Annotated in this window: 24 protein-coding genes and 1 pseudogene; 24 read left to right on the top strand and 1 reads right to left on the bottom strand. The window is 42.2% G+C overall.

The features are described 5' to 3' along the window. Positions 1 to 163: 163 nt before the first annotated feature. A complete protein-coding gene (locus tag M1G12_RS08740) occupies positions 164 to 601 on the top strand; it encodes a CoA-binding protein (protein WP_000076477.1) in 438 nt (145 codons plus the stop codon). A gap of 182 nt (positions 602 to 783) precedes the next feature. On the opposite strand, the gene M1G12_RS08735 is transcribed toward M1G12_RS08740, so the two are convergent. After that, positions 784 to 1,794: a YeiH family protein gene (locus tag M1G12_RS08735; RefSeq protein ID WP_084953720.1), complete on the bottom strand. Its 1,011-nt coding sequence runs from the start codon at positions 1,792 to 1,794 to the stop codon at positions 784 to 786. Positions 1,795 to 2,273: 479 nt separating this feature from the next. Between M1G12_RS08735 and M1G12_RS08730 the strand changes: the two genes are divergently transcribed. The 23 genes and pseudogenes from M1G12_RS08730 (at position 2,274) to purN (ending at position 23,937) form a co-directional block, all read left to right on the top strand. Further along, entirely contained in the window at positions 2,274 to 3,443 is a 1,170-nt protein-coding gene (locus M1G12_RS08730) for a pyridoxal phosphate-dependent aminotransferase (protein WP_247949760.1), read from the top strand. Continuing rightward, a complete protein-coding gene (gene recO, locus M1G12_RS08725) occupies positions 3,440 to 4,210 on the top strand; it encodes a DNA repair protein RecO (protein ID WP_247942607.1) in 771 nt (256 codons plus the stop codon). Before M1G12_RS08730 ends, recO begins: the two co-directional genes overlap by 4 nt. After that, positions 4,207 to 5,199, top strand: a complete 993-nt coding sequence (plsX, locus tag M1G12_RS08720) for a phosphate acyltransferase PlsX (RefSeq protein WP_049502343.1) — start codon at positions 4,207 to 4,209, stop codon at positions 5,197 to 5,199. The genes recO and plsX overlap by 4 nt, the downstream gene beginning before the upstream one ends. Positions 5,200 to 5,204: 5 nt before the next feature. Further along, a complete protein-coding gene (locus M1G12_RS08715; protein ID WP_004257707.1) occupies positions 5,205 to 5,438 on the top strand; it encodes an acyl carrier protein in 234 nt (77 codons plus the stop codon). Positions 5,439 to 5,609: 171 nt separating this feature from the next. After that, entirely contained in the window at positions 5,610 to 6,461 is an 852-nt protein-coding gene (locus tag M1G12_RS08710; protein ID WP_023947430.1) for a C40 family peptidase, read from the top strand. Between the two features lie 112 nt (positions 6,462 to 6,573). After that, entirely contained in the window at positions 6,574 to 7,743 is a 1,170-nt protein-coding gene (locus tag M1G12_RS08705) for a PspC-like choline-binding domain-containing protein (protein ID WP_004257714.1), read from the top strand. A 152-nt stretch (positions 7,744 to 7,895) separates the two neighbouring features. Then, the gene (locus M1G12_RS08700) at positions 7,896 to 8,030 is read left to right on the top strand and encodes a ComC/BlpC family leader-containing pheromone/bacteriocin (RefSeq protein ID WP_004257719.1); all 135 of its coding nucleotides are present in this window, start codon (positions 7,896 to 7,898) and stop codon (positions 8,028 to 8,030) included. A gap of 505 nt (positions 8,031 to 8,535) precedes the next feature. Further along, positions 8,536 to 9,399 (top strand): GHKL domain-containing protein, encoded by an 864-nt coding sequence (locus M1G12_RS08695; protein ID WP_230529162.1) that lies wholly within the window; start codon positions 8,536 to 8,538, stop codon positions 9,397 to 9,399. Further along, positions 9,396 to 10,127, top strand: a complete 732-nt coding sequence (locus tag M1G12_RS08690; protein WP_023947426.1) for a response regulator transcription factor — start codon at positions 9,396 to 9,398, stop codon at positions 10,125 to 10,127. Before M1G12_RS08695 ends, M1G12_RS08690 begins: the two co-directional genes overlap by 4 nt. A gap of 245 nt (positions 10,128 to 10,372) precedes the next feature. Continuing rightward, entirely contained in the window at positions 10,373 to 10,501 is a 129-nt protein-coding gene (locus M1G12_RS08685) for a smi_0059.1 family bacteriocin-like peptide (protein ID WP_000658220.1), read from the top strand. 11 nt (positions 10,502 to 10,512) lie between these two features. Further along, positions 10,513 to 10,668 carry a hypothetical protein gene (locus M1G12_RS08680; RefSeq protein WP_001004642.1) on the top strand — a complete coding sequence of 52 codons (156 nt, stop codon included), beginning with the start codon at positions 10,513 to 10,515 and terminating at the stop codon, positions 10,666 to 10,668. 33 nt (positions 10,669 to 10,701) lie between these two features. After that, positions 10,702 to 10,899 carry a class IIb bacteriocin, lactobin A/cerein 7B family gene (locus M1G12_RS08675; protein WP_049502335.1) on the top strand — a complete coding sequence of 66 codons (198 nt, stop codon included), beginning with the start codon at positions 10,702 to 10,704 and terminating at the stop codon, positions 10,897 to 10,899. Positions 10,900 to 11,112: 213 nt separating this feature from the next. After that, positions 11,113 to 11,268 (top strand): smi_0061 family bacteriocin-like peptide, encoded by a 156-nt coding sequence (locus M1G12_RS08670; RefSeq protein WP_000357248.1) that lies wholly within the window; start codon positions 11,113 to 11,115, stop codon positions 11,266 to 11,268. A gap of 3 nt (positions 11,269 to 11,271) precedes the next feature. Further along, on the top strand, positions 11,272 to 11,487 hold the full coding sequence (locus M1G12_RS08665) for a bacteriocin immunity protein (RefSeq protein WP_078934268.1): 216 nt from the start codon (positions 11,272 to 11,274) through the stop codon (positions 11,485 to 11,487). Positions 11,488 to 11,567: 80 nt separating this feature from the next. Then, positions 11,568 to 11,747, top strand: a complete 180-nt coding sequence (locus tag M1G12_RS08660) for a hypothetical protein (protein WP_049515845.1) — start codon at positions 11,568 to 11,570, stop codon at positions 11,745 to 11,747. A 433-nt stretch (positions 11,748 to 12,180) separates the two neighbouring features. Continuing rightward, positions 12,181 to 14,334, top strand: a complete 2,154-nt coding sequence (gene comA / locus M1G12_RS08655) for a peptide cleavage/export ABC transporter ComA (RefSeq protein ID WP_237447383.1) — start codon at positions 12,181 to 12,183, stop codon at positions 14,332 to 14,334. Between the two features lie 12 nt (positions 14,335 to 14,346). Beyond that, positions 14,347 to 15,696 (top strand): competence pheromone export protein ComB, encoded by a 1,350-nt coding sequence (gene comB / locus M1G12_RS08650; RefSeq protein ID WP_237447384.1) that lies wholly within the window; start codon positions 14,347 to 14,349, stop codon positions 15,694 to 15,696. Between the two features lie 170 nt (positions 15,697 to 15,866). Next, a complete protein-coding gene (gene purC / locus M1G12_RS08645; protein WP_237447385.1) occupies positions 15,867 to 16,574 on the top strand; it encodes a phosphoribosylaminoimidazolesuccinocarboxamide synthase in 708 nt (235 codons plus the stop codon). Positions 16,575 to 16,650: 76 nt separating this feature from the next. Further along, positions 16,651 to 16,719: pseudogene (locus tag M1G12_RS10010) on the top strand (phosphoribosylaminoimidazolesuccinocarboxamide synthase); the annotation flags it as partial. Positions 16,720 to 16,786: 67 nt separating this feature from the next. Continuing rightward, positions 16,787 to 20,512: a phosphoribosylformylglycinamidine synthase gene (locus tag M1G12_RS08640; protein ID WP_237447386.1), complete on the top strand. Its 3,726-nt coding sequence runs from the start codon at positions 16,787 to 16,789 to the stop codon at positions 20,510 to 20,512. A 93-nt stretch (positions 20,513 to 20,605) separates the two neighbouring features. Beyond that, on the top strand, positions 20,606 to 22,048 hold the full coding sequence (gene purF / locus M1G12_RS08635; protein ID WP_049501033.1) for an amidophosphoribosyltransferase: 1,443 nt from the start codon (positions 20,606 to 20,608) through the stop codon (positions 22,046 to 22,048). Between the two features lie 318 nt (positions 22,049 to 22,366). Continuing rightward, on the top strand, positions 22,367 to 23,389 hold the full coding sequence (gene purM / locus M1G12_RS08630) for a phosphoribosylformylglycinamidine cyclo-ligase (RefSeq protein ID WP_237447387.1): 1,023 nt from the start codon (positions 22,367 to 22,369) through the stop codon (positions 23,387 to 23,389). Beyond that, positions 23,386 to 23,937, top strand: coding sequence for a phosphoribosylglycinamide formyltransferase (gene purN, locus M1G12_RS08625; protein ID WP_049551497.1), 552 nt, complete (start codon positions 23,386 to 23,388; stop codon positions 23,935 to 23,937). The genes purM and purN overlap by 4 nt, the downstream gene beginning before the upstream one ends. Positions 23,938 to 23,965 lie beyond the last annotated feature (28 nt).

Genomic DNA, 23,965 nt, shown 5'->3' with positions numbered 1-23,965 from the left:
TGGGACTTTTTTTCTACAACAAAATAGGCTCCATAATATCCATAGGGGATTTACCCACTACAAATATTATAGAGCCTAAAAAGGGGGCTAGTCCTCCTTTTTTGTAGTAGAATTCTGCAAGCCTTTTCAAATTGTGCTATACTGAAGAAAAAGGAGGATTTCTATGAGTCAAGAATTTATCAATCCAAGTGATGGCGTGATTCGTCAGTATCTCGCAACGAGTAAAACCCTTGCTGTGGTGGGCTTGTCAGACCGTGAAGAAACAACTAGCAATCGAGTGACCAAGGAAATGCAGGCTCGGGGTTATAAAATTATCCCAGTCAATCCCAAGGCGGCAGGTGGTGAAATCTTGGGTGAAAAGGCCTATGCTAGCCTAGCAGAGATTCCTTTTCCTGTAGATATTGTCAATGTATATCGTCGCAGTGAATTTTTACCTGATGTAGCACGAGACTTTCTCAAGGCGGATGCCAAGATTTTCTGGGCACAACTGGGACTTGAAAGTCTAGAAGCGGAAGAGATCTTGCGTGCTGGTGGATGTGATGATATCGTGATGAATCGTTGCATCAAGAGAGAACACACACGCTTGATTGAGGAAGCATAAGAAAAAGGTAGCTGGTGGGCTACCTTTTGTGTTATACTCAATGAAAATCAAAGAGCAAACTAGGAAACTAGCCGCAGGTTGCTCAAAACACTGTTTTGAGGTTGTAGATAAGACTGACGAAGTCAGTCACATATATACGGCAAGGCGACGTTGACGTGGTTTGAAGAGATTTTCGAAGAGTATTAGAAAATGCCGATAAGGGTCTGCATACCAAGACTGGTGAGAATGATGGCAATCCAGCAGATGGCTCCAAGAAGAATGGATTGTCCACTGGATTTGACCATAGCGACCAGATTTGTTTTGAGTCCGATAGCACTCATGGCCATGATAATGAGAAATTTGGAGAGTTGTTTGAGAGGGGTAAAGAAACTACTGGACACACCGAGAGAGGTCAGTAGGGTGGTTAGGAGAGATGCAAGGATAAAGTAAAGGATAAACAGTGGGAAGACTTTTTTCAGTTGTAAGCCTTGCTTATTTTTTTGTTCACGACTTTGCCAGTAGGAGAGAAAGAGAGTGATGGGGATAATAGCCAGAGTACGTGTGAGTTTGACAATAGTTGCGGATTCGAGGGTATTGGTCTGGTAGAGACTATCCCAGGCGCTAGCTGTGGCGGTTACAGAGGAAGTATCATTGACTGCAGTTCCTGCAAAGAGGGCGAAGCCGTCATTGGATAGATGAAGCCAGGTGCCGAGGGTTGGAAAGATGAGCGCAGCCAAGACATTGAAGAAAAAGATAACGGAGATGGCTTGGGCGACTTCCTTTTCCTTGGCGTGAATAACAGGCGCTGTCGCCGCAATGGCAGAGCCACCACAGATAGAAGAACCTACTCCAATCAAGGTAGCCAGTTTTGTGTCCAGTGCAAAGAAGCGCTGGAAGAGATAGGCAACAATCAAGGCTATTGAAATGGTGGACAGGATGACAGGGAGTGAAGATTGTCCGACTGCGAAGACTTGCGAGATATTGAGACCAAAACCAAGCAAGATAACGGCATACTGGAGTAATTTCTTGGAACTAAAGGTCAATCCTGCATCCAGTTGTTTATAAGACGAGAGAAAGGGATGGAGAAGCATGCCTATGAAAATTGCAAAGACAGGCGCACCAATAACAGGGAAGAATCCTCCTAAGTACCAAGATAGAATGGAAATGAGAAGGCAGGCCAAGATGCCTGCTCCATTTTTTGATAGAAATGACATAAAAACCTCCAAATAGAATCTGTTACCATTATAGACCTGTAGAGAGGAAAAGTAAAATAGAAAGTGGAGCTAACAATTATTTGACAAGTAGTGCTAATTATGTAATAATAATCCTACAAGAACTGTAACGAAGTCTTGGCAAAAACAAAAATACCAGAGCTCCACCTCTGGTATTTCTTTTTGTCCAGTTACATTAAAACTAAACTCAGGTTATATTTTTTTGTCGCGCTTATCTAACCACTTTCTGACTATCCACTCAGAAATGACATTACCGGTAATAGTAATCAGTAATGGTGCTAGAATAACTGTAACGAAGATTAGCAAAAACTCACCTCCAAACTAAGTTCGTTAGTGGAGTTGCGACAAATCCATTTTAACATACTTCAATTTGTCATGCTAGCGTTATTCTATCATGTATTTTTGCGGTCGGGGGGCTTTTGTAGTATAATAGAGATACGTTTTGAAAGTAGGAGGTATCTATGGACTTAACTAAGCGCTTTAATAAACAGTTAGATAAGATTCAAGTTTCGTTGATTCGTCAATTTGACCAGGCTATTTCGGAGATTCCTGGGGTCTTGCGTTTGACCTTGGGGGAGCCTGATTTTACAACGCCAGATCATATCAAGGAGGCGGCCAAGCGAGCGATTGATCAGAACCAATCCTACTATACAGGGATGAGTGGTCTGCTGACTCTACGTAAGGCGGCCAGTGACTTTGTTAAGGAAAAGTACCAACTGGACTATGATCCTGAAAATGAAATCTTGGTTACAATTGGGGCGACAGAGGCTTTATCTGCTACTTTGACGGCTATTTTGGAAGAGGGAGACAAGGTACTTTTGCCAGCTCCTGCCTATCCAGGTTATGAACCGATTGTCAATCTAGTTGGGGCAGAGATTGTTGAGATTGACACAACTGAAAATGGTTTTGTCTTGACTCCTGAAATGTTGGAGAAGGCCATTTTGGAGCAGGGTGACAAGCTCAAGGCGGTTATTCTCAACTATCCAGCCAATCCGACAGGAATTACCTACAGTCGGGAACAATTGGAGGCCTTGGCAGCTGTTTTACGCAAGTATGAGATTTTTGTTGTCTGTGATGAGGTTTACTCAGAATTGACCTACACAGGCGAAGCCCATGTGTCTCTGGGAACCATGTTGAGAGATCAGGCTATTATTATCAATGGTCTATCTAAATCGCATGCCATGACAGGTTGGCGTTTGGGTCTGATTTTTGCTCCTGCAGCCTTTACAGCTCAGTTGATTAAGAGTCACCAGTACTTGGTTACTGCCGCAAATACTATGGCTCAACATGCTGCGGTGGAAGCCTTGACAGCTGGTAAAAACGATGCGGCACCTATGAAGAAGGAATACATTCAGCGTCGAGATTATATTATCGAGAAAATGACTGCTCTTGGTTTTGAGATTATTAAACCAGACGGTGCCTTCTATATCTTTGCTAAGATTCCAGCGGGTTACAATCAAGACTCCTTTGCTTTTCTCAAGGATTTTGCTCAGAAGAAGGCTGTTGCCTTTATCCCTGGTGCGGCCTTTGGGCGTTATGGAGAAGGTTATGTTCGCCTGTCTTATGCAGCCAGCATGGAGACTATCACAGAAGCCATGAAACGGCTTGAGGAGTATATGAGAGAAGCATGATTCAGTCTATCACGAGTCAAGGCTTGGTGCTCTATAATCGCAATTTTCGTGAGGATGACAAGCTCGTCAAGATTTTTACAGAGCAGGCTGGTAAGCGGATGTTTTTCGTTAAACATGCTGGTCAATCCAAACTAGCTCCGGTTATTCAGCCCTTGGTACTAGCTCGGTTTCTCTTGCGAATTAATGATGATGGACTCAGCTATATCGAAGACTACCATGAGGTGATGACCTTTCCCAAGATTAATAGTGATCTCTTTGTTATGGCTTATGCGACCTATGTGGCTGCCCTTGCAGATGCTAGTTTGCAGGATAATCAGCAGGATGCTCCCTTGTTTGCTTTTTTGCAAAAGACTTTGGAGTTGATGGAAGAGGGTTTGGATTATCAGGTTTTGACCAATATTTTTGAAATTCAAATCTTGACCAGATTTGGAATCAGCCTCAATTTTAATGAGTGTGTCTTTTGCCATCGGGTCGGTCAGGCTTTTGACTTTTCTTTCAAATATGGAGCCTGCCTCTGTCCAGACCATTATCATGAGGATGAGAGACGTTGCCATCTCAATCCCAATATCCCCTATCTGCTCAATCAATTTCAAGCCATTGATTTTGAGTCTTTGGAGACCATTTCGCTCAAGCCCGAAATCAAGCAAGAGCTACGCCAATTTATGGATCAACTCTACGAAGAGTACATTGGGATTCACCTAAAATCAAAGAAATTTATTGATTCCCTAGCAGACTGGGGACAATTACTAAAAGAGGAAAAGAAATGAAAAAAATCGCAGTAGATGCCATGGGGGGCGATTACGCACCTCAGGCCATCGTTGAGGGTGTCAATCAAGCCCTAGCTGACTTTTCAGATATCGAGGTTCAACTCTACGGAGATGAAGCTAAAATCAAGCAATATCTGACAGCGACAGAGCGCGTCAGCATTATCCATACGGATGAGAAGATTGATTCAGACGATGAACCTACGAGAGCTATTCGGAAGAAGAAAAATGCCAGTATGGTCTTGGCGGCCAAGGCTGTCAAAGAGGGAGAAGCAGACGCTGTTCTCTCAGCTGGGAATACAGGTGCTTTACTAGCAGCAGGATTTTTCATCGTGGGTCGTATCAAGAACATCGATCGTCCTGGGCTTATGTCGACTTTGCCGACTGTAGATGGGAAGGGGTTTGACATGCTGGACCTCGGTGCCAATGCGGAAAATACAGCACATCACCTCCATCAATACGCGGTTCTAGGTTCCTTCTATGCTAAAAATGTTCGTGGAATTGCGCAACCACGCGTTGGCTTGCTCAATAACGGAACAGAGAGTAGTAAGGGCGACCCGCTTCGTAAGGAAACCTACGAATTACTAGCAGCTGATGAAAGTTTAAACTTTATCGGAAACGTGGAAGCGCGTGATTTGATGAATGGCGTTGCAGATGTTGTTGTGACAGATGGTTTCACGGGAAACGCTGTGCTCAAATCCATTGAAGGAACAGCTATGGGAATCATGGGCTTACTCAAGACCGCTATTACAGGTGGAGGTCTTCGAGCGAAACTAGGCGCCCTCCTTCTCAAGGACAGCCTCAGAGGTTTGAAAAAACAGCTCAACTACTCAGATGTTGGTGGAGCAGTCTTGTTTGGTGTCAAGGCACCGGTTGTCAAGACTCATGGCTCAAGCGATGCCAAGGCTGTTTATAGTACAATCCGCCAGATTCGTACCATGCTAGAAACAGACGTAGTTGCCCAGACTGCGCGTGAATTTTCAGGAGAATAAAAGAGATGACAGAAAAAGAAATTTTTGACCGTATTGTGACCATTATCCAAGAGCGACAGGGAGAGGACTTTGTCGTGACAGAATCCTTGAGTCTGAAAGACGACTTGGATGCTGACTCAGTTGACTTGATGGAGTTTATCTTGACACTGGAAGATGAATTTAGCATCGAAATCAGTGATGAGGAAATTGACCAACTCCAAAATGTAGGAGATGTGGTTAAGATCATTCAAGCAAAATAAAGATAAGAAGTTCCAAGGCATTTGCTTTGGAATTTTTCTTTGGTTCAAGTGACCGTTTAGGAACAGATTTAGTCTTTCTAGGGACAGTAGAAATCTGAGGAGACATAAGGGATATAATAGAGTCAGAAAAAATCAATCTCCAAAAAGGAGAAAAAAGAAAGGATTTTCACGATGAAAAAATATCTTTATTCTAGTTTGTTAGTTCTTGCAGGAGGCGTTCTCCTAGCAAATACTACGGTAGCCTATGCTGATTCCCCATCAGCAAGTGAGAAAGAAGCGATTGCTCAATTAGTTAATCAAGGCAAGATAAAAGCTGAAGAAGCTGATCAAGTAAAATTGATTGGTTTTGAAGATAAAGAAACCCAAGCAGAGGGAAATCAAGAGAAGAAAGCTTTCAATCAATATCGTGATCCGAAAGGAACATGGATGCAAACCAATGGTAAATGGTGGTTTAAATACGGTTCAGGTGGTTATGCTAAAAATTGGGAACAATTAGATGGCAAGTGGTACTATTTTGATGACCAAGGATGGATGAAAGAAAATACTTGGATTCAACCTGATGGTAATTATTACTACTTATCTGCTAGTGGTGCTATGGTCACTGGTTATCAACGTGTGAATGGTACACCATACTTCTTTAGAGCCAGTGGTGTATGGGTAGAAAATCGTGGACAGGCACTTGGTGAATATGCCGAGACATTTGTAGGGAAAATCCCATATGTTTGGGGTGGGGCAGATTTGAATAGTGGCGTAGATTGCTCAGGATTTACGATGGCTATTCATGCTAAGTTCGATATTAGTATTCCTAGAGTGACCTATGGTCAAGCAACAGGAGGAAGTTATGTAAGTAATGGTTCTCAACAAGCTGGAGATTTGATTTTGTATAATAGTGAAGAGACAAATGACCATGTAGGTATTTATGTTGGTGGTGGAAAGGTAGTTCATGCTCCATATCCAGGTCAATATGTTTCTTATATGGATCAATACGGTATTACTCAAAATACAATTCGTAGATATTGGTAATATTGTCTAATCTTTCACAATATTATTGACTTTGATTATGAAAAGTATTAGAATATAGCTAAATAAAGAGGGGAAACCCTCCTATAGCTATTCAATAAAGGAGGAAATGGCTATGAAAAAATCTAAACTACTCACACTTGGTTTGCTTGCAGGTGCTGCTCTACTTTTGTCTATCAACCAAGCACAAGCTGCAGATACTTGGGTTAAAAATGGTGCTGACTGGAATCTTTCACAAGATGGCAGTCTAGCTAAGGATAAATGGGTACAAAATGCTGGCTCATGGTATCACTTCGACGGCACTGGTAAAATGCAGACAGGCTGGCTCAAAGACGGAAATACATGGTATTCCCTAGCAGATAGTGGCGCTATGCGTACTGGCTGGTACAAGGAAGGTAACACATGGTACTCACTAGCAGATAGTGGTGCTATGCGCACAGGTTGGTACAAAGAAGGGTCTACTTGGTACTACCTAAAAGGCAGTGGCGCTATGGCAACAGGATGGGCAACTGCAAATGGTCAATGGTCTTACTTTGAAAAATCAGGTGCAATGGTCGCAGATAGAGCTGTTCCAGCCAGTGATGGGGAAAGTTATGTCATTGGTAAGGATGGCTATCTAGCAAATAGAAAAGATTCTGGATACAATATTCATGATATTGTCAAACTTGGAGATGGGCAAGAATATTTGCTAAATGCTAAAGGTGACGATGTTATTATTGAAAAAAATGCTTGGTATATCAGACCAGAGTTCAAGAAGTTTTCCGACAAATATGGGGATGAGGTTTCAAATACAACCTTAGCTCTGGTAGATAATAAAGATGAAGGACAAGAAATTGATTCTAAGGCAGTTGTACAGAACTTCCAAAACTTACCAAATCGTTACTACTTTGATGAAAATGGACATCGTGTGGTTAATATCCCAGCAATGACAACCTATTCAGAGATTAAAAAAGTTGGCAATGATGTCTATTTAGAAAATCCAGGTGCACGACTTCGTCTTGGAGCTACTAACTTTACAATCAATAACAATAAACTATACTATTTAGAAAATGAGCAAGGTAAGCTCAAAACAGGTTACTTTGTATTAATTGATGATGGAGCAACCACTACACACCATCATATCCTAGCCTATGCGGATCAATCTGGTGAAATTCTTAAGATGAAACGCTTGCCATCAGGAGTTTCAAATTTCCTTGATAAAGAAATTGATGGTTTATATGGTGAAAAAATTAAAATTGAATCTCCACACTCAAACGAATATTATAAAGTGGTCGTGGTTAAATAAAAATAATATCTTCACAACTAATTGTTAACACTCTAACCAATATACCATTTTCAGGAGGCTTTAGATTTCTTGTATTTTAAAAGGAAACTAAAGCCTTTTGTAGATGGAGCAGGGGATAGAGTTATCTATAAAATAATGAAAAGGAGTCTGTCATGGAAATGAAAAATATATTTGTAGAATTGGAGCAATTTGAAGAGTTAACCCCAGAGGTATTGGAGGAAGTGAATGGTGGAGGGATTTTTGAAGATATTTACCATTGGCTACATCTACTCCCAGAGCCAAGATAGTATTTTGATTAAAATGTGTTAACTAAACAGATTTATGATTATATTACTTGAATTTTTAGTGTTTATATTGATTTTAATCAATATTTTAGCTCCTCCGATTTATCTAGGTAGTCAACTCTCTAAAGCATTTTATGACAAACGCTCTATATTTCTTTGGGTAGTTTTTCAGCTATTTGCTACCTTCGTTTTTCCGAGTTTCTTGCATGTTGGCAATTTATTATTCTTTTATATAATATTTTGGATTGTGTTAAAGAAAAAGAAGAAGGAAGCTCTCTTTCTTGCCCTTTATCTATTTATGTTTTATCAAAGTATTCGATATTTGATTTTGACATTTATAATACGATTGATATTTGACTACTCTGAACTATCTGATTTCTTGCATAGTGGATTTAATTCTGTATTTAGTTTGATTTCGTTGTTTTTGTCTGTTGTCATTTTAAGACGATGGGGAATTGATCTCAATATATTATTTTTAGATAAATTTCAATCGTTAGTGACGAAAAGTATGTGGATCTTATCCTTATTGTTTGGTTTCAGACTGTTTTCATCCATCATGTCTGGAGGATGTAATCCTTTCTATGTTCGTTTTGACACGACCATTTCTCTCCTGATTTTCATTCTCTTTTTCTCTTGGCTCTTTTACATCAAGCATTTGGAGCAGGTTTATCGTGATGAGCAAACCATTCAGAGACAGGAAGATGAAAATCGTTCCTTGCAAGGAATAGTGGATAAGCTAGGTCATCTCTATGATGAAGTTCGAGGTTTCCGTCATGATTTTGCAGGAATTGTCGCCAGCATGGAGCCTGCCATAGCCAATCAAGACATGGCTGAGGTGTCTACCATTTATCAAGATGTTTTTCTAAAGACAAATGAAAAGCTGAGAAAGGCAGATTACACAGCCTTTAATCTTCACAATATTCATGACATAGCCATTCGTAATACCTTGGCCAAAGCCATGATTGTGGCAGATAAGCAGGGAATTCATTTTAGTTTGGAGACGGTGGGGGTTGTTGAAGAGCTGACATTGCCGATGTTGGAGGCTATCCGTATCCTCTCTATCCTCACTACAAATGCCTTAGAGGCAGCCAGTGAGGCTGAAAATCCGCAGATTCGGGTTGCTTTGTTGGCAGGTGATAGGAGTGTTCGTTTTATCATTGAAAACACTCGTAAGAAAGAAGAACTGAATCCCAGCATTCTCAGTCAAAAGGGTTATTCGACCAAGGGAAGCCACAGTGGACTGGGCTTAGCGACCTTGGAGGATATGGTTTTTCATTATGATTTAAACTTAGATACCCAACTAGGAGAGACGACCTTTAGACAAGATTTAGAATTGCCATTTAAGAATGAGAAACGAGGGGGAGAGGAATGAGAATTTTAGTTTTGGAAGACGATAGAGTCCAGCAGGGACGGATAGAGCAGACTTTACTAGATATCGGTCGCTCTCGTAATTTAAGATTGGAGATTGATATTGCCAAAAACTATGGAGATGTTGAAAAGTATTCTCAGTATTTTGACAATTACCAGCTCTATTTATTGGATTTAGAGATTGATGGAGAGCGTGAACGGGGCTTTCAGGTTGCTCAACAGGTTCGGGAGCAGGATCCTTTTACAAGCATTGTCTTTGTGTCTACGCACTCGGAGGCCTTGCCTCTAGCTTTTAGCTACCACTTGTCTGCCTTGGATTTTATTTCCAAGGATCAGTCTGAGGAGGATTACCGTTATCAGCTGGAGCGCTGTTTGGACTATGTATTAGCAGTGGATAAGAGGGAAAATATGTGTCTCTTCACCTATAGTTTTGAGGGAAGACGGGGTTTTACTCTGCCTTACCATGAGATTTTAGCCTTTGAAACTTCAGTGGAATCCCATCGTATCAAGGTCTATTATGCCAATCATTCTATCAAGACCATTTACGGCAGTCTCAAGGATATCGCTGCTAAGGCTGAAAAAGATTACTTTGTCTATGCCAATCGCAATACGTTGGTCAGTTTACAGGCTATTGAGGAGATGACTGCCACAGAAGTGACCTTGTTAGAAGGCTTGCACTTCCCCGTATCACGAACAGCCAGAAGAACCCTTAAAAAACATCTCAATGTCTAATATCTGTTAGACTTGGATGAGTTTATCAATAAGAATGTCGGAAAATTTTCTGATATTCTTATTTTTTTGACTTCTTTTTCGAATAGATAGGTAAGAGGAAAAAGGAAAGGAGCCTAGTTCATGTTTATATCAATGTTCTACCCATGGTTCACTGAGTTATTTTTTAAATAAAATTTAATTTAGTTGTGTATTTTCGGATTATTTTTCGAATAAATAAGTGAGAAGAAAAAGAAAGGAATAAAATAATGAAAGAACATTACTATGGATTTGTTGAGCTAACGTCGGAAGAATTGACCGATATTCAAGGTGGAGAAAATTGGACGAAGACCCTTGCAGATTGGTACATTGGATTTCGTAGAGGTTTAGGTTTTTAGGAGGATAAGCGATGAATGAAATGACTAACGAGTATACTATTGAAGTACTAAAGGAAAGCGACTTAGCTTTGCTGGTGGGTGGTAGCAAGGAAAGTTATCAAGGGGGTCTAATTACAGGTCTATTGTTACGTAGTGTATTTATTGGAACCCCATTTTTTAGAAGATAAGATTTAGAAAAAATAGAACAAGAGGAGAAAAGGATGACAAATTTTGACAAAATGGAACAGAACTTTGTAGCTCTTACAGAAGAAGAGTTGATGAATGTGGATGGAGGAATTGCACCAATTATTATTGGTGGTGTAGTTATTAGTTGGAAATTAATTGGAGGTGTAGCTGCGCTTGCTACAGCTTCAGCAGGTGCAGGCATAGCTGCAGGATATTATGCTAATCGACCATAATTTTGGATTTATATATGAGATTTGTTAAATTAATGCTGAAGATTTGGCCTGAGCTTATGGTATTACTTAGTTCAATATCTTATACAATTATCAGGTTGGTAGCTGATGTGAATAAGCTACCCTTACCTACATGGTTTGATGATTTTAATATACCAACAATTTCATTGTTTTTAATGGTATTCATTTTATTATATAGAAGTAAAGGAGAAAAGAATGGATAAATTTCAAGTAGTTGATGAGAAAGATTTGCAAGTAATTGAAGGAGGAATTGAACCTATTTCGATTATATTTGGCCTAAGTGCTATTGCATTTGGCGCATTTGGGGCTGGTTACACATTTGGTTCAGATTTGGCTCGTCGTGGGCGTTAGATAATGAACAGTCGCAATCTTAATCTCAATACATTGTTACCTAAATTAGCCACGATATGTCCTTTGTTGGGAATAACTCTTAATGTCGCGCTTCATGTGATTCGTACAGGTTCGTTAGTATCCTTTAATTGGCAATGGACTTTAGTTGGTTTGCTTTTCGCAGGATATTTTGGTATTTTTCGCAAAGATTTGTCAAAAAATAATCAAAACTATAAATGAAGAACATGAATCAAAAGGATTTTGTGAATGAGAATGGTAGCGTTTTTCCGCCATTCTTGTCAGGTAAATAGGAGTCTAGCTTGAAAACATTTTTATTAGGCTTCGCTGAGGGTTATTTTATCGTATCGCTCATAATCTACATCGCAACGTATTTGATTTTGAAAAATCCGATCAATACCCTATTTTATCTAGAAATTTACCCTGTTTTATTTGGGCTCTTTTATCTAGGATATAAGGCCAATAAAAAGCAAGTAGGGTGAACAGTTAAGAATGACTTGTTAGCCTTCGCTGAAAAATGGCTGGGGTAGAATCTAAGGATGCATCACAATGGAGTTTAAAAGGAGTAACTATGAATCGTAATTTAGAACGGTGTTATCTATTCTGACTATGAATAGATCATACCAGAGGTGGCTTAGAAATAGCAGGGACATTAGAAATTGAAGTAATAAATAGGATGTCACAATGTTACTACCAATGATTTATTTGTTCCAAGCTTGCCTAGGGTGTCAGTAAAAAATCACTTTCCTTTCATACCATATTTTTAGTAGGCAGGACATTTGTTCTGCCTATTTTTTTATCCCAAAAGTGCAGTTGGGAGGGAGATAGGCGCATTTGGGAAGGAAGTCAAGTTTTTGTTTGGGGATTGGGGTAAGATAGGTATTATCAGATGAGTTTAGAAAAAAGGAGATGAATATGAAATTTGGGAAACGTCACTATCGTCCGCAGGTGGATCAGATGGACTGCGGTGTAGCTTCATTAGCCATGGTTTTTGGCTACTATGGTAGCTATTATTCTTTGGCTCACTTACGAGAATTGGCAAAGACGACCATGGATGGGACGACGGCCTTGGGCTTGGTCAAGGTGGCAGAGGAGATTGGCTTTGAGACGCGAGCTATTAGGGCAGATATGACGCTCTTTGACTTGCCAGATTTGACCTTTCCTTTTGTTGCTCATGTACTTAAGGAAGGGAAATTGCTCCACTACTATGTGGTGACTGGGCAGGATAAGGACAGCATTCATATTGCCGATCCAGATCCCGGGGTGAAGTTGACTAAACTGCCACGTGAGCGTTTTGCGGAAGAATGGACAGGAGTGACTCTTTTTATGGCACCGAGTCCAGACTACAAGCCTCATAAGGATCAAAAGAATGGTCTGCTCTCTTTTATCCCTATATTAGTGAAACAGCGTGGCTTGATCGCTAATATCGTTTTGGCAACACTCTTGGTAACCTTGATTAACATTGTGGGTTCTTATTATCTGCAGTCTATAATTGATACCTATGTGCCAGATCAGATGCGTTCGACGTTGGGGATTATTTCTATTGGTTTGGTGATTGTTTATATTCTTCAGCAGATCTTGTCTTACGCTCAGGAGTATCTCTTACTTGTTTTGGGGCAACGCTTGTCGATTGATGTGATTTTGTCCTATATCAAGCATGTTTTTCACCTGCCTATGTCCTTTTTTGCGACACGCAGGACAGGGGAAATCGTGTCTCGTTTTACAGATGCTAACAGTATCATCGATGCGCTGGCTTCAACCATTCTTTCGATTTTCTTGGACGTGTCAACGGTCGTCATTATTTCCCTTGTTTTATTTTCACAAAATACCAATCTCTTTTTCATGACCTTATTGGCGCTTCCTATCTACACAGTGATTATCTTTGCCTTTATGAAGCCGTTTGAAAAGATGAATCGGGATACCATGGAAGCCAATGCGGTTCTGTCTTCTTCTATCATCGAGGATATCAACGGTATTGAGACTATCAAGTCCTTGACCAGTGAAAGTCAGCGTTACCAAAAGATTGACAAGGAATTTGTGGATTATCTGAAGAAATCCTTTACCTATAGTCGGGCAGAGAGTCAGCAAAAGGCTCTGAAAAAAGTTGCCCATCTCTTGCTCAATGTCGGTATTCTCTGGATGGGGGCTGTTTTGGTCATGGATGGCAAGATGAGTTTGGGGCAGTTGATTACCTATAATACCTTGCTTGTTTATTTTACAAATCCTTTGGAAAATATCATCAACCTGCAAACCAAGCTTCAGACAGCTCAGGTTGCCAATAACCGTCTGAATGAGGTTTATCTAGTAGCTTCTGAGTTCGAGGAGAAGAAAACGGTTGAGGATTTGAGTTTGATGAAGGGAGAGATGTCCTTCAAGCAGGTTCATTACAAGTATGGCTATGGTCGAGACGTCTTATCAGATATCAATTTGACCATTCCACAGGGTTCTAAGGTGGCTTTTGTGGGGATTTCAGGGTCAGGTAAGACGACCTTGGCCAAGATGATGGTTAATTTTTACGACCCAAGTCAGGGAGAAATTAGTCTGGGTGGTGTCAATCTCAATCAGATTGATAAAAAGGCCTTGCGCCAGTACATCAACTATCTGCCTCAACAGCCCTATGTCTTTAACGGAACGATTTTGGAGAATCTTCTTTTAGGAGCCAAGGAGGGGACGACTCAGGAGGATATTTTACGGGCAGTCGAATTGGCAGAGATTCGAGAGGATATCGAGCGCATGCCACTGAATTACCAGACAGAATTGACTTCGGATGGGGCAGGGATTTCAGGTGGCCAACGTCAGAGAATTGCTTTGGCGCGTGCTCTCTTGACAGATGCACCTGTCTTGATTTTGGATGAGGCGACCAGCAGTTTAGATATTTTGACAGAGAAGCGAATTGTTGATAATCTCATGGCTTTGGACAAGACCTTGATTTTCATTGCTCACCGCTTGACCATTGCTGAGCGGACAGAGAAGGTTGTTGTCTTGGATCAGGGCAAGATTGTCGAAGAAGGAAAGCATGCTGATTTGCTTGCACAGGGTGGCTTTTATGCCCATTTGGTGAATAGCTAGAAAGAGGAGAGGATGAAACCAGAATTTTTAGAAAGTGCAGAGTTTTATAATCGTCGTTACCATAATTTTTCCAGTCGGGTGATTGTCCCCATGTCGCTTCTAGTTGTGTTTTTGCTTGGCTTTGCAACGTTGGCAGAGAAGGAGATGAGTTTGTCTACTAGGGCTACTGTCGAGCCTAGTCGAATCCTTGCAAATATCCAGTCAACTAGCAACAATCGTATGCTTGTCAATCATCTGGAAGAAAATAAGCTGGTTAAGAAGGGGGAGCTTCTGGTTCAATATCAGGAAGGGGCAGAGGGTGTCCAAGCGGAGTCTTATGCCAGTCAGTTGGACATGCTTAAGGATCAAAAAAAGCAATTGGAGTATTTGCAAAAGAGCCTGCAAGAAGGGGAGAACCACTTTCCAGAGGAGGATAAATTTGGCTACCAAGCCACCTTTCGCGACTACCTCAGCCAAGCAGGCAGTCTTAGGGCTAGTACATCGCAACAAAATGAGACCATCGCGTCCCAGAATGCAGCAGCTAGCCAAACCCAAGCCGAAATCAGCAACCTCATCAGCCAAACAGAGGCTAAAATTCGCGATTACCAGACAGCTAAGTCAGCTATTGAAACAGGTGCTTCCTTGGACAGTCAGAATCTAGCCTACTCTCTCTACCAGTCCTACAAGTCTCAGGGCGAGGAAAATCCGCAATCTAAGGCACAAGCAGTTGCGCAAGTTGAAGCACAGCTCTCTCAGTTAGAATCCAGTCTTGCTACTTACCGTGTTCAGTATGCAGGTTCAGGTACCCAGCAAGCCTACGCGTCAGGCTTAAGCAGTCAATTGGAGTCTCTCAAATCCCAACACTTAGCAAAAGTTAGTCAGGAATTGACCCTTCTAGACCAGAAAATTTTGGAGGCAGAATCGGGTAGGAAGGTACAGGGAAATCTTTTAGACAAGGGGAAAATTACGGCGAGTGAGGATGGGGTGCTTCATCTTAATCCTGAGACCAGTGATTCTACCATGGTTGCAGAAGGTACCCTACTAGCCCAACTCTATCCATCCTTGGAAAAAGAAGGGAAAGCCAAACTTACAGCTTATCTCAGTTCAAAGGATGTAGCAAGGATTAAGGTCGGTGATTCTGTTCGCTATACGACGACTCATGATGTCAAGAATCAACTTTTCCTAGATTCTACTATTACAAGTATTGATGCGACAGCTACTAAGACTGAGAAAGGGAATTTCTTTAAAATCGAGGCGGAGACTAATCTAACTTCGGAGCAGGCTGAAAAACTTCGATATGGGGTGGAAGGCCGTCTACAGATGATTACGGGCAAGAAAAGTTACCTACGTTATTATTTGGATCAATTTTTGAGCAAAGAGTAATGTTCGTTTTTTTAGCGTTAAATTATTTTAAAACTGTGAGAAATCTTTTTCTTGCAGTTTTTTTCTGTATGATTTTTGAGGACACTACGTTATTTATTCGGTTAAATTCTTGTAATTTTAGGTTTTTTATGGTAGAATGTGCTCAAGTAATACGAAAGGCGAACTTTAAAATGTCAAAACAATTGATCTATTCGGGAAAAGCTAAAGATATCTATACAACTGAGGATGAAAATCTTATTATTTCAACTTACAAGGACCAGGCGACTGCTTTCAATGGTGTCAAGAAGGAGCAGATTGCAGGTAAGGGAGTGTTGAATAATCAGATTTCATCTTTTATTTTTGAGAAATTAAATGCGGCTGGTGTGGCGACTCACTTTGTGGAGAAACTTTCAGACACGGAACAACTCAATAAAAAGGTTAAGATTATTCCTTTGGAAGTCGTGCTCCGCAACTATACTGCTGGTTCCTTTTCAAAACGTTTTGGTGTAGACGAAGGAATCGCATTTGAGACTCCGATTGTCGAATTTTACTACAAAAATGATGATTTGGATGACCCGTTTATCAATGACGAACATGTGAAATTCCTACAGATTGCGGATGACCAGCAGATTTCCTACTTGAAGGAAGAAACTCGTCGAATCAATGAACTTTTGAAAGTCTGGTTTGCTGAGATTGGGCTTAAATTGATTGACTTTAAGCTAGAGTTCGGTTTCGATAAGGATGGAAAGATTATCTTGGCAGACGAATTTTCACCAGATAATTGCCGTTTGTGGGATGCAGATGGCAACCACATGGATAAGGATGTTTTCCGTAGGGGACTAGGTGAATTAACCGATGTTTATGAAGTTGTTTGGGAGAAGCTGCAAGGTTTGAAATAATCTGTTTGCAACGGAAAACCTTCGTCTCTCAACTAAAAGGACTCAGGCTGAAAAGGTCCCCCAGACCTTTTCACTCCGTAGAGGATTGGGAGAACTAACCGGCGTTTACGAAGTTGTCTGGGAAAAGTTACAGGGTTTGAAATAATCTGTTTGCAAGATTCTCAAGGTCATTTGGGAACATTGCAAGAGCTGAAATAAAGGAATAAGGATTGATGGATAAACGTATTTTTGTTGAGAAAAAGGCTGATTTTCAGGTCAAGTCAGAGAGTTTAGTTAGAGAACTCCAGCATAATTTGGGATTGTCAACTTTGAAAAGTATTCGTATTGTGCAAGTGTATGATGTCTTTAACTTGGCTGAGGATTTGTTTGCGCGTGCGGAAAAACACATTTTCTCTGAGCAGGTGACCGACCATGTCTTGGATGAATCAGTTGTGCAAGCAGATCTTGCCAACTATGCTTTCTTTGCCATTGAAAGCCTGCCTGGTCAATTTGATCAACGTGCGGCTTCTTCACAGGAAGCCTTGCTTTTGCTGGGAAGTTCGAGTGATGTAACGGTTAATACTGCTCAACTTTATTTGGTCAATAAAGATATTGATGCGACGGAGTTAGAGGCGGTCAAGAACTATCTGCTCAACCCAGTTGATTCTCGTTTTAAGGACATCACGACAGGGATTGCCAAGCAGGAATTTTCTGAGTCAGACAAGACCATTCCTAAATTGACTTTCTTTGAAAGCTATACAGCAGAAGACTTTGCCCTCTACAAGACCGAGCAGGGCATGGCCATGGAAGTGGATGATTTGCTCTTTATCCAAGAATATTTCAAGTCAATCGGGCGCGTGCCAACTGAGACAGAGCTCAAGGTTTTGGATACTTACTGGTCTGACCACTGCCGTCACACAACTTTTGAGACAGAGTTGAAACACATCGACTTTTCAGCTTCTAAATTTCAAAAGCAATTGCAGTCAACCTATGACAAGTATATTGCCATGCGTGATGAGTTGGGGCGTTCTGAAAAACCTCAAACCTTGATGGATATGGCGACTATTTTCGGTCGTTATGAGCGTGCTAATGGACGTTTGGATGATATGGAAGTGTCAGACGAAATCAATGCTTGCTCAGTAGAAATCGAAGTGGATATTGATGGTGTGAAAGAGCCATGGCTCCTCATGTTCAAGAATGAAACTCACAACCACCCAACGGAAATTGAGCCATTTGGTGGGGCTGCTACCTGTATCGGTGGAGCCATTCGTGACCCATTGTCAGGTCGCTCATATGTTTACCAAGCCATGCGGATCTCAGGTGCTGGTGATATTACAGCACCGATTTCAGAAACTCGCGCTGGGAAATTGCCACAACAGGTCATTTCTAAGACAGCGGCTCATGGTTATTCTTCATACGGTAACCAAATTGGGCTTGCGACGACCTACGTTCGTGAGTATTTCCACCCAGGCTTTGTAGCTAAACGTATGGAGCTAGGTGCCGTTGTTGGTGCTGCTCCCAAGGGCAATGTAGTCCGTGAAAAACCAGAAGCAGGTGACGTGATTATCTTGCTAGGTGGTAAGACTGGGCGTGATGGTGTCGGTGGTGCGACAGGGTCTTCTAAGGTTCAAACAGTTGAGTCCGTGGAAACTGCCGGTGCTGAGGTTCAAAAAGGGAATGCCATCGAAGAACGCAAGATTCAGCGCCTTTTCCGTAATGGCGATGTCACTCGTCTTATCAAGAAGTCCAATGACTTTGGAGCAGGTGGTGTCTGTGTAGCCATCGGTGAATTGGCAGACGGTCTTGAAATTGACCTCAACAAGGTGCCTCTTAAATACCAGGGCTTGAATGGTACCGAAATTGCCATCTCTGAATCTCAAGAACGGATGGCAGTCGTGGTTCGTCCTGAGGATGTAGATGCCTTCGTTGCGGAATGTAACAAAGAGAATATTGATGCTGTTGTGGTGGCGACAGTGACTGAAAAACCAAATCTGGTTATGAACTGGAATGGTGAGACAATCGTGGACTTGGAACGTCGTTTCCTTGATACCAATGGTGTGCGCGTGGTCGTCGATGCCAAAGTTGTGGACAAGGATGTCACACTCCCAGAAGAACGTCAAACATCTGCTGACACACTTGAAGCAGATACCCTTACGGTTCTATCTGATTTGAATCATGCGAGTCAAAAAGGATTACAGACTATCTTTGATTGCTCTGTTGGTCGTTCAACGGTTAATCACCCACTTGGTGGTCGTTACCAACTCACACCAACTGAGGCATCTGTGCAAAAATTGCCAGTTCAACACGGTGTGACTCATACTGCGTCAGTCATGGCTCAAGGTTTCAACCCATATGTAGCAGAATGGTCTCCATACCACGGTGCTGCCTATGCGGTTATTGAAGCGACTGCTCGTTTGGTTGCTGCTGGTGCCAACTGGTCTAAGGCTCGCTTCTCTTACCAAGAGTACTTCGAGCGCATGGACAAACAAGCTGAGAGTTTTGGTCAGCCAGTAGCAGCTCTCCTAGGCTCTATCGAGGCACAAATTCAGCTTGGTTTGCCATCTATCGGTGGTAAGGACTCTATGTCTGGTACTTTTGAAGAATTGACAGTGCCACCAACCTTGGTCGCTTTTGGGGTGACGACGGCAGATAGCCGTAAGGTCCTCTCTCCAGAGTTCAAAACTGCTGGTGAAAATATCTACTACATCCCAGGTCAAGCCCTCTCTGCAGAAATTGATTTTGACTTGATTAAGTCTAACTTTGCTCAGTTTGAAGACATCCAAGCTGGTCACAAAGTGATTTCTGCATCAGCTGTCAAATATGGTGGTGTGGTTGAAAGTTTGGCACTTGCTACTTTTGGAAATCATATCGGTGCAGAAGTAACCTTGCCTGAACTTGAAACGGCTTTGACAGCTCAATTGGGTGGATTTGTCTTTACATCTCCTGAAGAAATTGCTGGAGTAGAGAGAATCGGTCAAACGAAAGCAGACTTTACACTCCTTGTCAACGGTGTGAAGCTAGATGGACACAAACTTGACAGTGCCTTCCAAGGAAAACTGGAAGAAGTTTACCCAACAGAATTTGCCCAAGCGAAAGAACTAGCTGAAGTACCAGCTGTGGCATCAGATGTTGTGATTAAAGCTAAAGAAAAAGTTGAAAAACCGGTGGTCTATATCCCAGTCTTCCCAGGAACCAACTCAGAATATGACTCAGCCAAGGCATTTGAAAAAGAAGGCGCAGAGGTTAACTTGGTGCCATTCGTGACACTCAATGAAGAAGCTATTGTCAAGTCAGTTGAAACTATGGTTGACAACATCGGCAAGGCTAACATCCTCTTCTTTGCAGGTGGTTTCTCAGCTGCGGACGAACCAGATGGCTCAGCTAAGTTTATTGTCAATATCCTTCTTAATGAAAAAGTGCGTGCAGCTATTGATAGCTTTATCGCCCGTGGTGGTTTGATTATCGGTATCTGTAATGGATTCCAGGCCTTGGTCAAATCAGGTCTTCTTCCATACGGGAACTTCGAAGATGCCAGCAGTACTAGTCCAACCCTCTTCTACAATGATGCCAACCAGCACGTGGCCAAGATGGTGGAAACTCGGATTGCCAATACCAACTCGCCATGGTTGGCTGGAGTAGAAGTGGGCGATATCCACGCTATTCCTGTTTCGCACGGTGAAGGGAAGTTTGTCGTGACGGCTGAGGAATTCGCTGAACTCCGTGACAATGGTCAAATCTTTAGCCAATACGTTGACTTTGACGGCAAACCAAGTATGGACTCTAAGTACAATCCGAATGGTTCTGTCCATGCCATCGAAGGAATTACCAGCAAGAATGGTCAAATCATCGGTAAGATGGGCCACTCAGAACGTTATGAGGAAGGTCTTTTCCAAAACATCCCAGGAAATAAAGACCAGCACCTGTTCGCGTCGGCGGTTAAATACTTTACTGGAAAATAAGACTTACAGATTTTCTAATAGATAGTATCAGTAATGTAAAAGTCATGTAGATTTAGCTCTTGGTGCTACACAAATAAAAATTAGGTATATAAAATGACATACGAAGTAAAATCTCTTAATGAAGAATGTGGTGTTTTCGGTATCTGGGGACATCCAGATGCTGCTAAGTTGACCTATTTTGGTCTTCACAGTCTTCAACACCGTGGTCAGGAGGGGGCAGGAATTCTCTCCAATGATCAAGGACAACTGAAGCGCCATCGCGATATGGGTCTTCTATCAGAAGTCTTCAGAAATCCGGCTAACTTAGATAAATTGACAGGAACTGGTGCGATTGGGCATGTGCGTTACGCGACTGCTGGCGAAGCTTCTGTAGATAATATCCAGCCTTTCCTCTTCCGTTTTCACGATATGCAGTTTGGCTTGGCTCATAATGGAAATCTGACCAATGCAGCCTCTCTCAAGAAAGAACTGGAACAAAGAGGCGCGATTTTCAGCGCGACTTCGGACTCGGAAATCTTGGCTCATCTCATTCGTCGCAGTCATAATCCTAGCCTGATGGGCAAAATCAAGGAAGCGCTCAGCCTTGTCAAAGGTGGTTTTGCCTATATCTTGCTGTTTGAAGACAAGTTGATTGCGGCTCTTGACCCAAATGGTTTCCGTCCCCTTTCTATCGGGAAAATGGCCAACGGAGCGGTGGTTGTTTCCTCTGAAACTTGTGCTTTTGAGGTTATTGGTGCCGAGTGGATTCGTGATTTGAAGCCAGGTGAGATTGTGATCATTGATGACAAGGGAATCCAGTATGATAGCTATACGGATGATACTCAGTTAGCAATCTGTTCTATGGAGTATATTTATTTTGCTCGCCCTGATTCTAACATTCATGGTGTCAATGTTCATACGGCACGTAAACGTATGGGTGCCCAATTGGCGCGTGAATTCAAGCATGAGGCGGATATCGTGGTCGGTGTGCCCAATTCTTCCCTCAGCGCGGCTATGGGATTTGCGGAAGAGTCCGGGCTACCAAATGAAATGGGCCTCATCAAGAATCAATACACCCAACGCACCTTTATCCAACCGACTCAAGAATTGCGGGAGCAAGGGGTGCGGATGAAACTCTCTGCTGTTTCAGGCGTTGTAAAAGGCAAGCGTGTGGTTATGATTGATGACTCTATTGTACGTGGAACAACCTCTCGTCGGATTGTTCAACTCTTGAAAGAAGCGGGTGCGACTGAGGTTCACGTTGCTATTGGTAGTCCAGCGCTAGCTTATCCATGTTTCTACGGGATTGATATCCAAACCCGTCAGGAGCTGATTGCGGCCAATCATACGGTTGAAGAAACGCGTCAAATCATTGGTGCGGACAGTCTGACTTATCTTTCTGTTGAGGGCTTGATTGAGTCAATTGGGATTGAAACGGATGCGCCAAATGGCGGTCTCTGTGTCGCTTATTTTGATGGTGACTATCCAACACCTCTCTACGACTACGAAGAAGACTATCGTAGAAGTTTGGAAGAAAAGACCAGTTTTTACAAATAGACAATAGATCCTCCATTAAAGAAAAGGAATATAAAAATGACAAATAAAAATGCTTATGCTCCACGTCTCACTACTGACTAAAAGCTAAAGCATTTGTCAGTAGACGCTTTCTCCTGTGGGACAAAGCTAGAACCCTGACTAGTATTTTTATACTCTTCGAAAATCAAATTCAAACCACGTCAGCTTCACCTTGCCGTACCCAAGTACAGCCTGCGGCTAGCTTCCTAGTTTGCTCTTTGATTTTCATTGAGTATTAGATAAAATAATTGTTTATCTAAAAATACGTCACAATCTTTCTCAAAGAAAAGGAACATAAAAATGGCAAATAAAAATGCGTACGCTCAATCTGGTGTGGATGTTGAAGCGGGTTATGAAGTTGTTGAACGGATTAAAAAGCACGTGGCTCGTACGGAGCGTGAAGGTGTCATGGGAGCTCTGGGTGGCTTTGGTGGTATGTTTGACCTTTCAAAGACTGGGGTTAAAGAACCCGTCTTGATTTCAGGAACTGATGGTGTCGGAACCAAGCTCATGTTGGCTATCAAGTACGACAAGCATGACACGATTGGGCAGGACTGTGTGGCCATGTGTGTCAATGATATCATCGCTGCAGGTGCGGAGCCTCTCTATTTCCTCGACTATGTGGCGACAGGGAAGAATGAACCAGCTAAGCTAGAACAAGTGGTTGCTGGTGTGGCAGAAGGTTGTGTGCAGGCAGGCGCTGCCCTCATCGGTGGGGAAACAGCTGAAATGCCGGGCATGTACGGCGAAGATGACTATGACTTGGCTGGTTTTGCGGTCGGGGTGGCTGAAAAATCTCAAATTATTGACGGCTCAAAGGTGGCAGAGGGAGATATTCTGCTCGGACTTGCTTCAAGTGGGATTCACTCCAATGGTTACTCACTCGTCCGTCGTGTCTTTGCGGACTATACAGGTGAGGAAGTCTTGCCAGAATTGGAAGGCAAGCAACTCAAAGAAGTCCTTCTTGAGCCGACTCGTATCTATGTCAAGGCTGTCTTGCCGCTCATCAAAGAAGAGTTGGTCAACGGCATTGCCCACATCACTGGTGGTGGCTTTATTGAGAATGTCCCTCGTATGTTTGCAGCTGACTTGGCTGCTGAGATTGAAGAAGACAAGGTTCCCGTGCTTCCAATCTTCAAAGCTCTTGAAAAATATGGTAAAATCAAACACGAAGAAATGTTTGAAATCTTCAATATGGGTGTGGGACTTATGCTAGCAGTTAGCCCTGAAAATGTAAGTCGTGTCAAGGAATTGTTGGATGAACCAGTCTATGAAATTGGTCGCATCGTCAAGAAAGAAAACGAAAGTGTCATCATCAAATGAAAAAAATAGCGGTTTTTGCCTCTGGTAATGGCTCGAATTTTCAGGTGATTGCCGAAGAATTTCCGGTTGAGTTTGTCTTTTCAGACCATCGTGACGCCTATGTGCTGGAGCGTGCAGACAAGCTCGGCGTTCTGTCCTATGCTTTTGAACTCAAGGAGTTTGAGAGCAAGGTAGACTACGAAGCGGCCCTTGTCGAACTCTTGGAAGAACACCAGATTGACTTGGTTTGTCTAGCAGGCTACATGAAAATCGTTGGGCCAACCTTATTGGCGGCTTATGAAGGTCGGATTATCAACATTCATCCAGCCTACCTGCCAGAGTTTCCAGGAGCTCATGGGATTGAGGATGCTTGGACTGCAGGCGTTGCTGAGAGCGGCGTGACCATTCACTGGGTGGATTCTGGTGTGGACACTGGTAAGATCATCAAACAAGTACGTGTGCCACGGCTGGCTGATGATACCATAGCCAGCTTTGAAGAACGTATTCATGCCACCGAGTATCAGCTCTATCCTCAAGTGTTGGAGAGTTTAGGGGTGGGTAGAAGATAAGAAGTAAATCAAGTTTTGATTTTGCAAT

The organism is Streptococcus mitis, assembly GCF_023110375.1.
In the GTDB taxonomy this organism is placed as follows: Bacteria; Bacillota; Bacilli; order Lactobacillales; family Streptococcaceae; genus Streptococcus; species Streptococcus mitis_CI.
The sequence above is the reverse complement of the archived record's forward strand: the minus strand, read 5'-3'. Positions and strand labels throughout refer to the sequence as shown.

What these genes read in the sequence shown, in the direction of transcription:
- M1G12_RS08740 (WP_000076477.1), top strand. Translation starts at nt 164, where the DNA reads ATGAGTCAAGAATTTATCAATCCAAGTGATGGCGTGATTCGTCAGTAT.
- M1G12_RS08735 (WP_084953720.1), bottom strand. Translation starts at nt 1,794, where the DNA reads ATGTCATTTCTATCAAAAAATGGAGCAGGCATCTTGGCCTGCCTTCTC.
- M1G12_RS08730 (WP_247949760.1), top strand. Translation starts at nt 2,274, where the DNA reads ATGGACTTAACTAAGCGCTTTAATAAACAGTTAGATAAGATTCAAGTT.
- recO (WP_247942607.1), top strand. Translation starts at nt 3,440, where the DNA reads ATGATTCAGTCTATCACGAGTCAAGGCTTGGTGCTCTATAATCGCAAT.
- plsX (WP_049502343.1), top strand. Translation starts at nt 4,207, where the DNA reads ATGAAAAAAATCGCAGTAGATGCCATGGGGGGCGATTACGCACCTCAG.
- M1G12_RS08715 (WP_004257707.1), top strand. Translation starts at nt 5,205, where the DNA reads ATGACAGAAAAAGAAATTTTTGACCGTATTGTGACCATTATCCAAGAG.
- M1G12_RS08710 (WP_023947430.1), top strand. Translation starts at nt 5,610, where the DNA reads ATGAAAAAATATCTTTATTCTAGTTTGTTAGTTCTTGCAGGAGGCGTT.
- M1G12_RS08705 (WP_004257714.1), top strand. Translation starts at nt 6,574, where the DNA reads ATGAAAAAATCTAAACTACTCACACTTGGTTTGCTTGCAGGTGCTGCT.
- M1G12_RS08700 (WP_004257719.1), top strand. Translation starts at nt 7,896, where the DNA reads ATGGAAATGAAAAATATATTTGTAGAATTGGAGCAATTTGAAGAGTTA.
- M1G12_RS08695 (WP_230529162.1), top strand. Translation starts at nt 8,536, where the DNA reads ATGTGGATCTTATCCTTATTGTTTGGTTTCAGACTGTTTTCATCCATC.
- M1G12_RS08690 (WP_023947426.1), top strand. Translation starts at nt 9,396, where the DNA reads ATGAGAATTTTAGTTTTGGAAGACGATAGAGTCCAGCAGGGACGGATA.
- M1G12_RS08685 (WP_000658220.1), top strand. Translation starts at nt 10,373, where the DNA reads ATGAAAGAACATTACTATGGATTTGTTGAGCTAACGTCGGAAGAATTG.
- M1G12_RS08680 (WP_001004642.1), top strand. Translation starts at nt 10,513, where the DNA reads ATGAATGAAATGACTAACGAGTATACTATTGAAGTACTAAAGGAAAGC.
- M1G12_RS08675 (WP_049502335.1), top strand. Translation starts at nt 10,702, where the DNA reads ATGACAAATTTTGACAAAATGGAACAGAACTTTGTAGCTCTTACAGAA.
- M1G12_RS08670 (WP_000357248.1), top strand. Translation starts at nt 11,113, where the DNA reads ATGGATAAATTTCAAGTAGTTGATGAGAAAGATTTGCAAGTAATTGAA.
- M1G12_RS08665 (WP_078934268.1), top strand. Translation starts at nt 11,272, where the DNA reads ATGAACAGTCGCAATCTTAATCTCAATACATTGTTACCTAAATTAGCC.
- comA (WP_237447383.1), top strand. Translation starts at nt 12,181, where the DNA reads ATGAAATTTGGGAAACGTCACTATCGTCCGCAGGTGGATCAGATGGAC.
- comB (WP_237447384.1), top strand. Translation starts at nt 14,347, where the DNA reads ATGAAACCAGAATTTTTAGAAAGTGCAGAGTTTTATAATCGTCGTTAC.
- purC (WP_237447385.1), top strand. Translation starts at nt 15,867, where the DNA reads ATGTCAAAACAATTGATCTATTCGGGAAAAGCTAAAGATATCTATACA.
- M1G12_RS08640 (WP_237447386.1), top strand. Translation starts at nt 16,787, where the DNA reads ATGGATAAACGTATTTTTGTTGAGAAAAAGGCTGATTTTCAGGTCAAG.
- purF (WP_049501033.1), top strand. Translation starts at nt 20,606, where the DNA reads ATGACATACGAAGTAAAATCTCTTAATGAAGAATGTGGTGTTTTCGGT.
- purM (WP_237447387.1), top strand. Translation starts at nt 22,367, where the DNA reads ATGGCAAATAAAAATGCGTACGCTCAATCTGGTGTGGATGTTGAAGCG.
- purN (WP_049551497.1), top strand. Translation starts at nt 23,386, where the DNA reads ATGAAAAAAATAGCGGTTTTTGCCTCTGGTAATGGCTCGAATTTTCAG.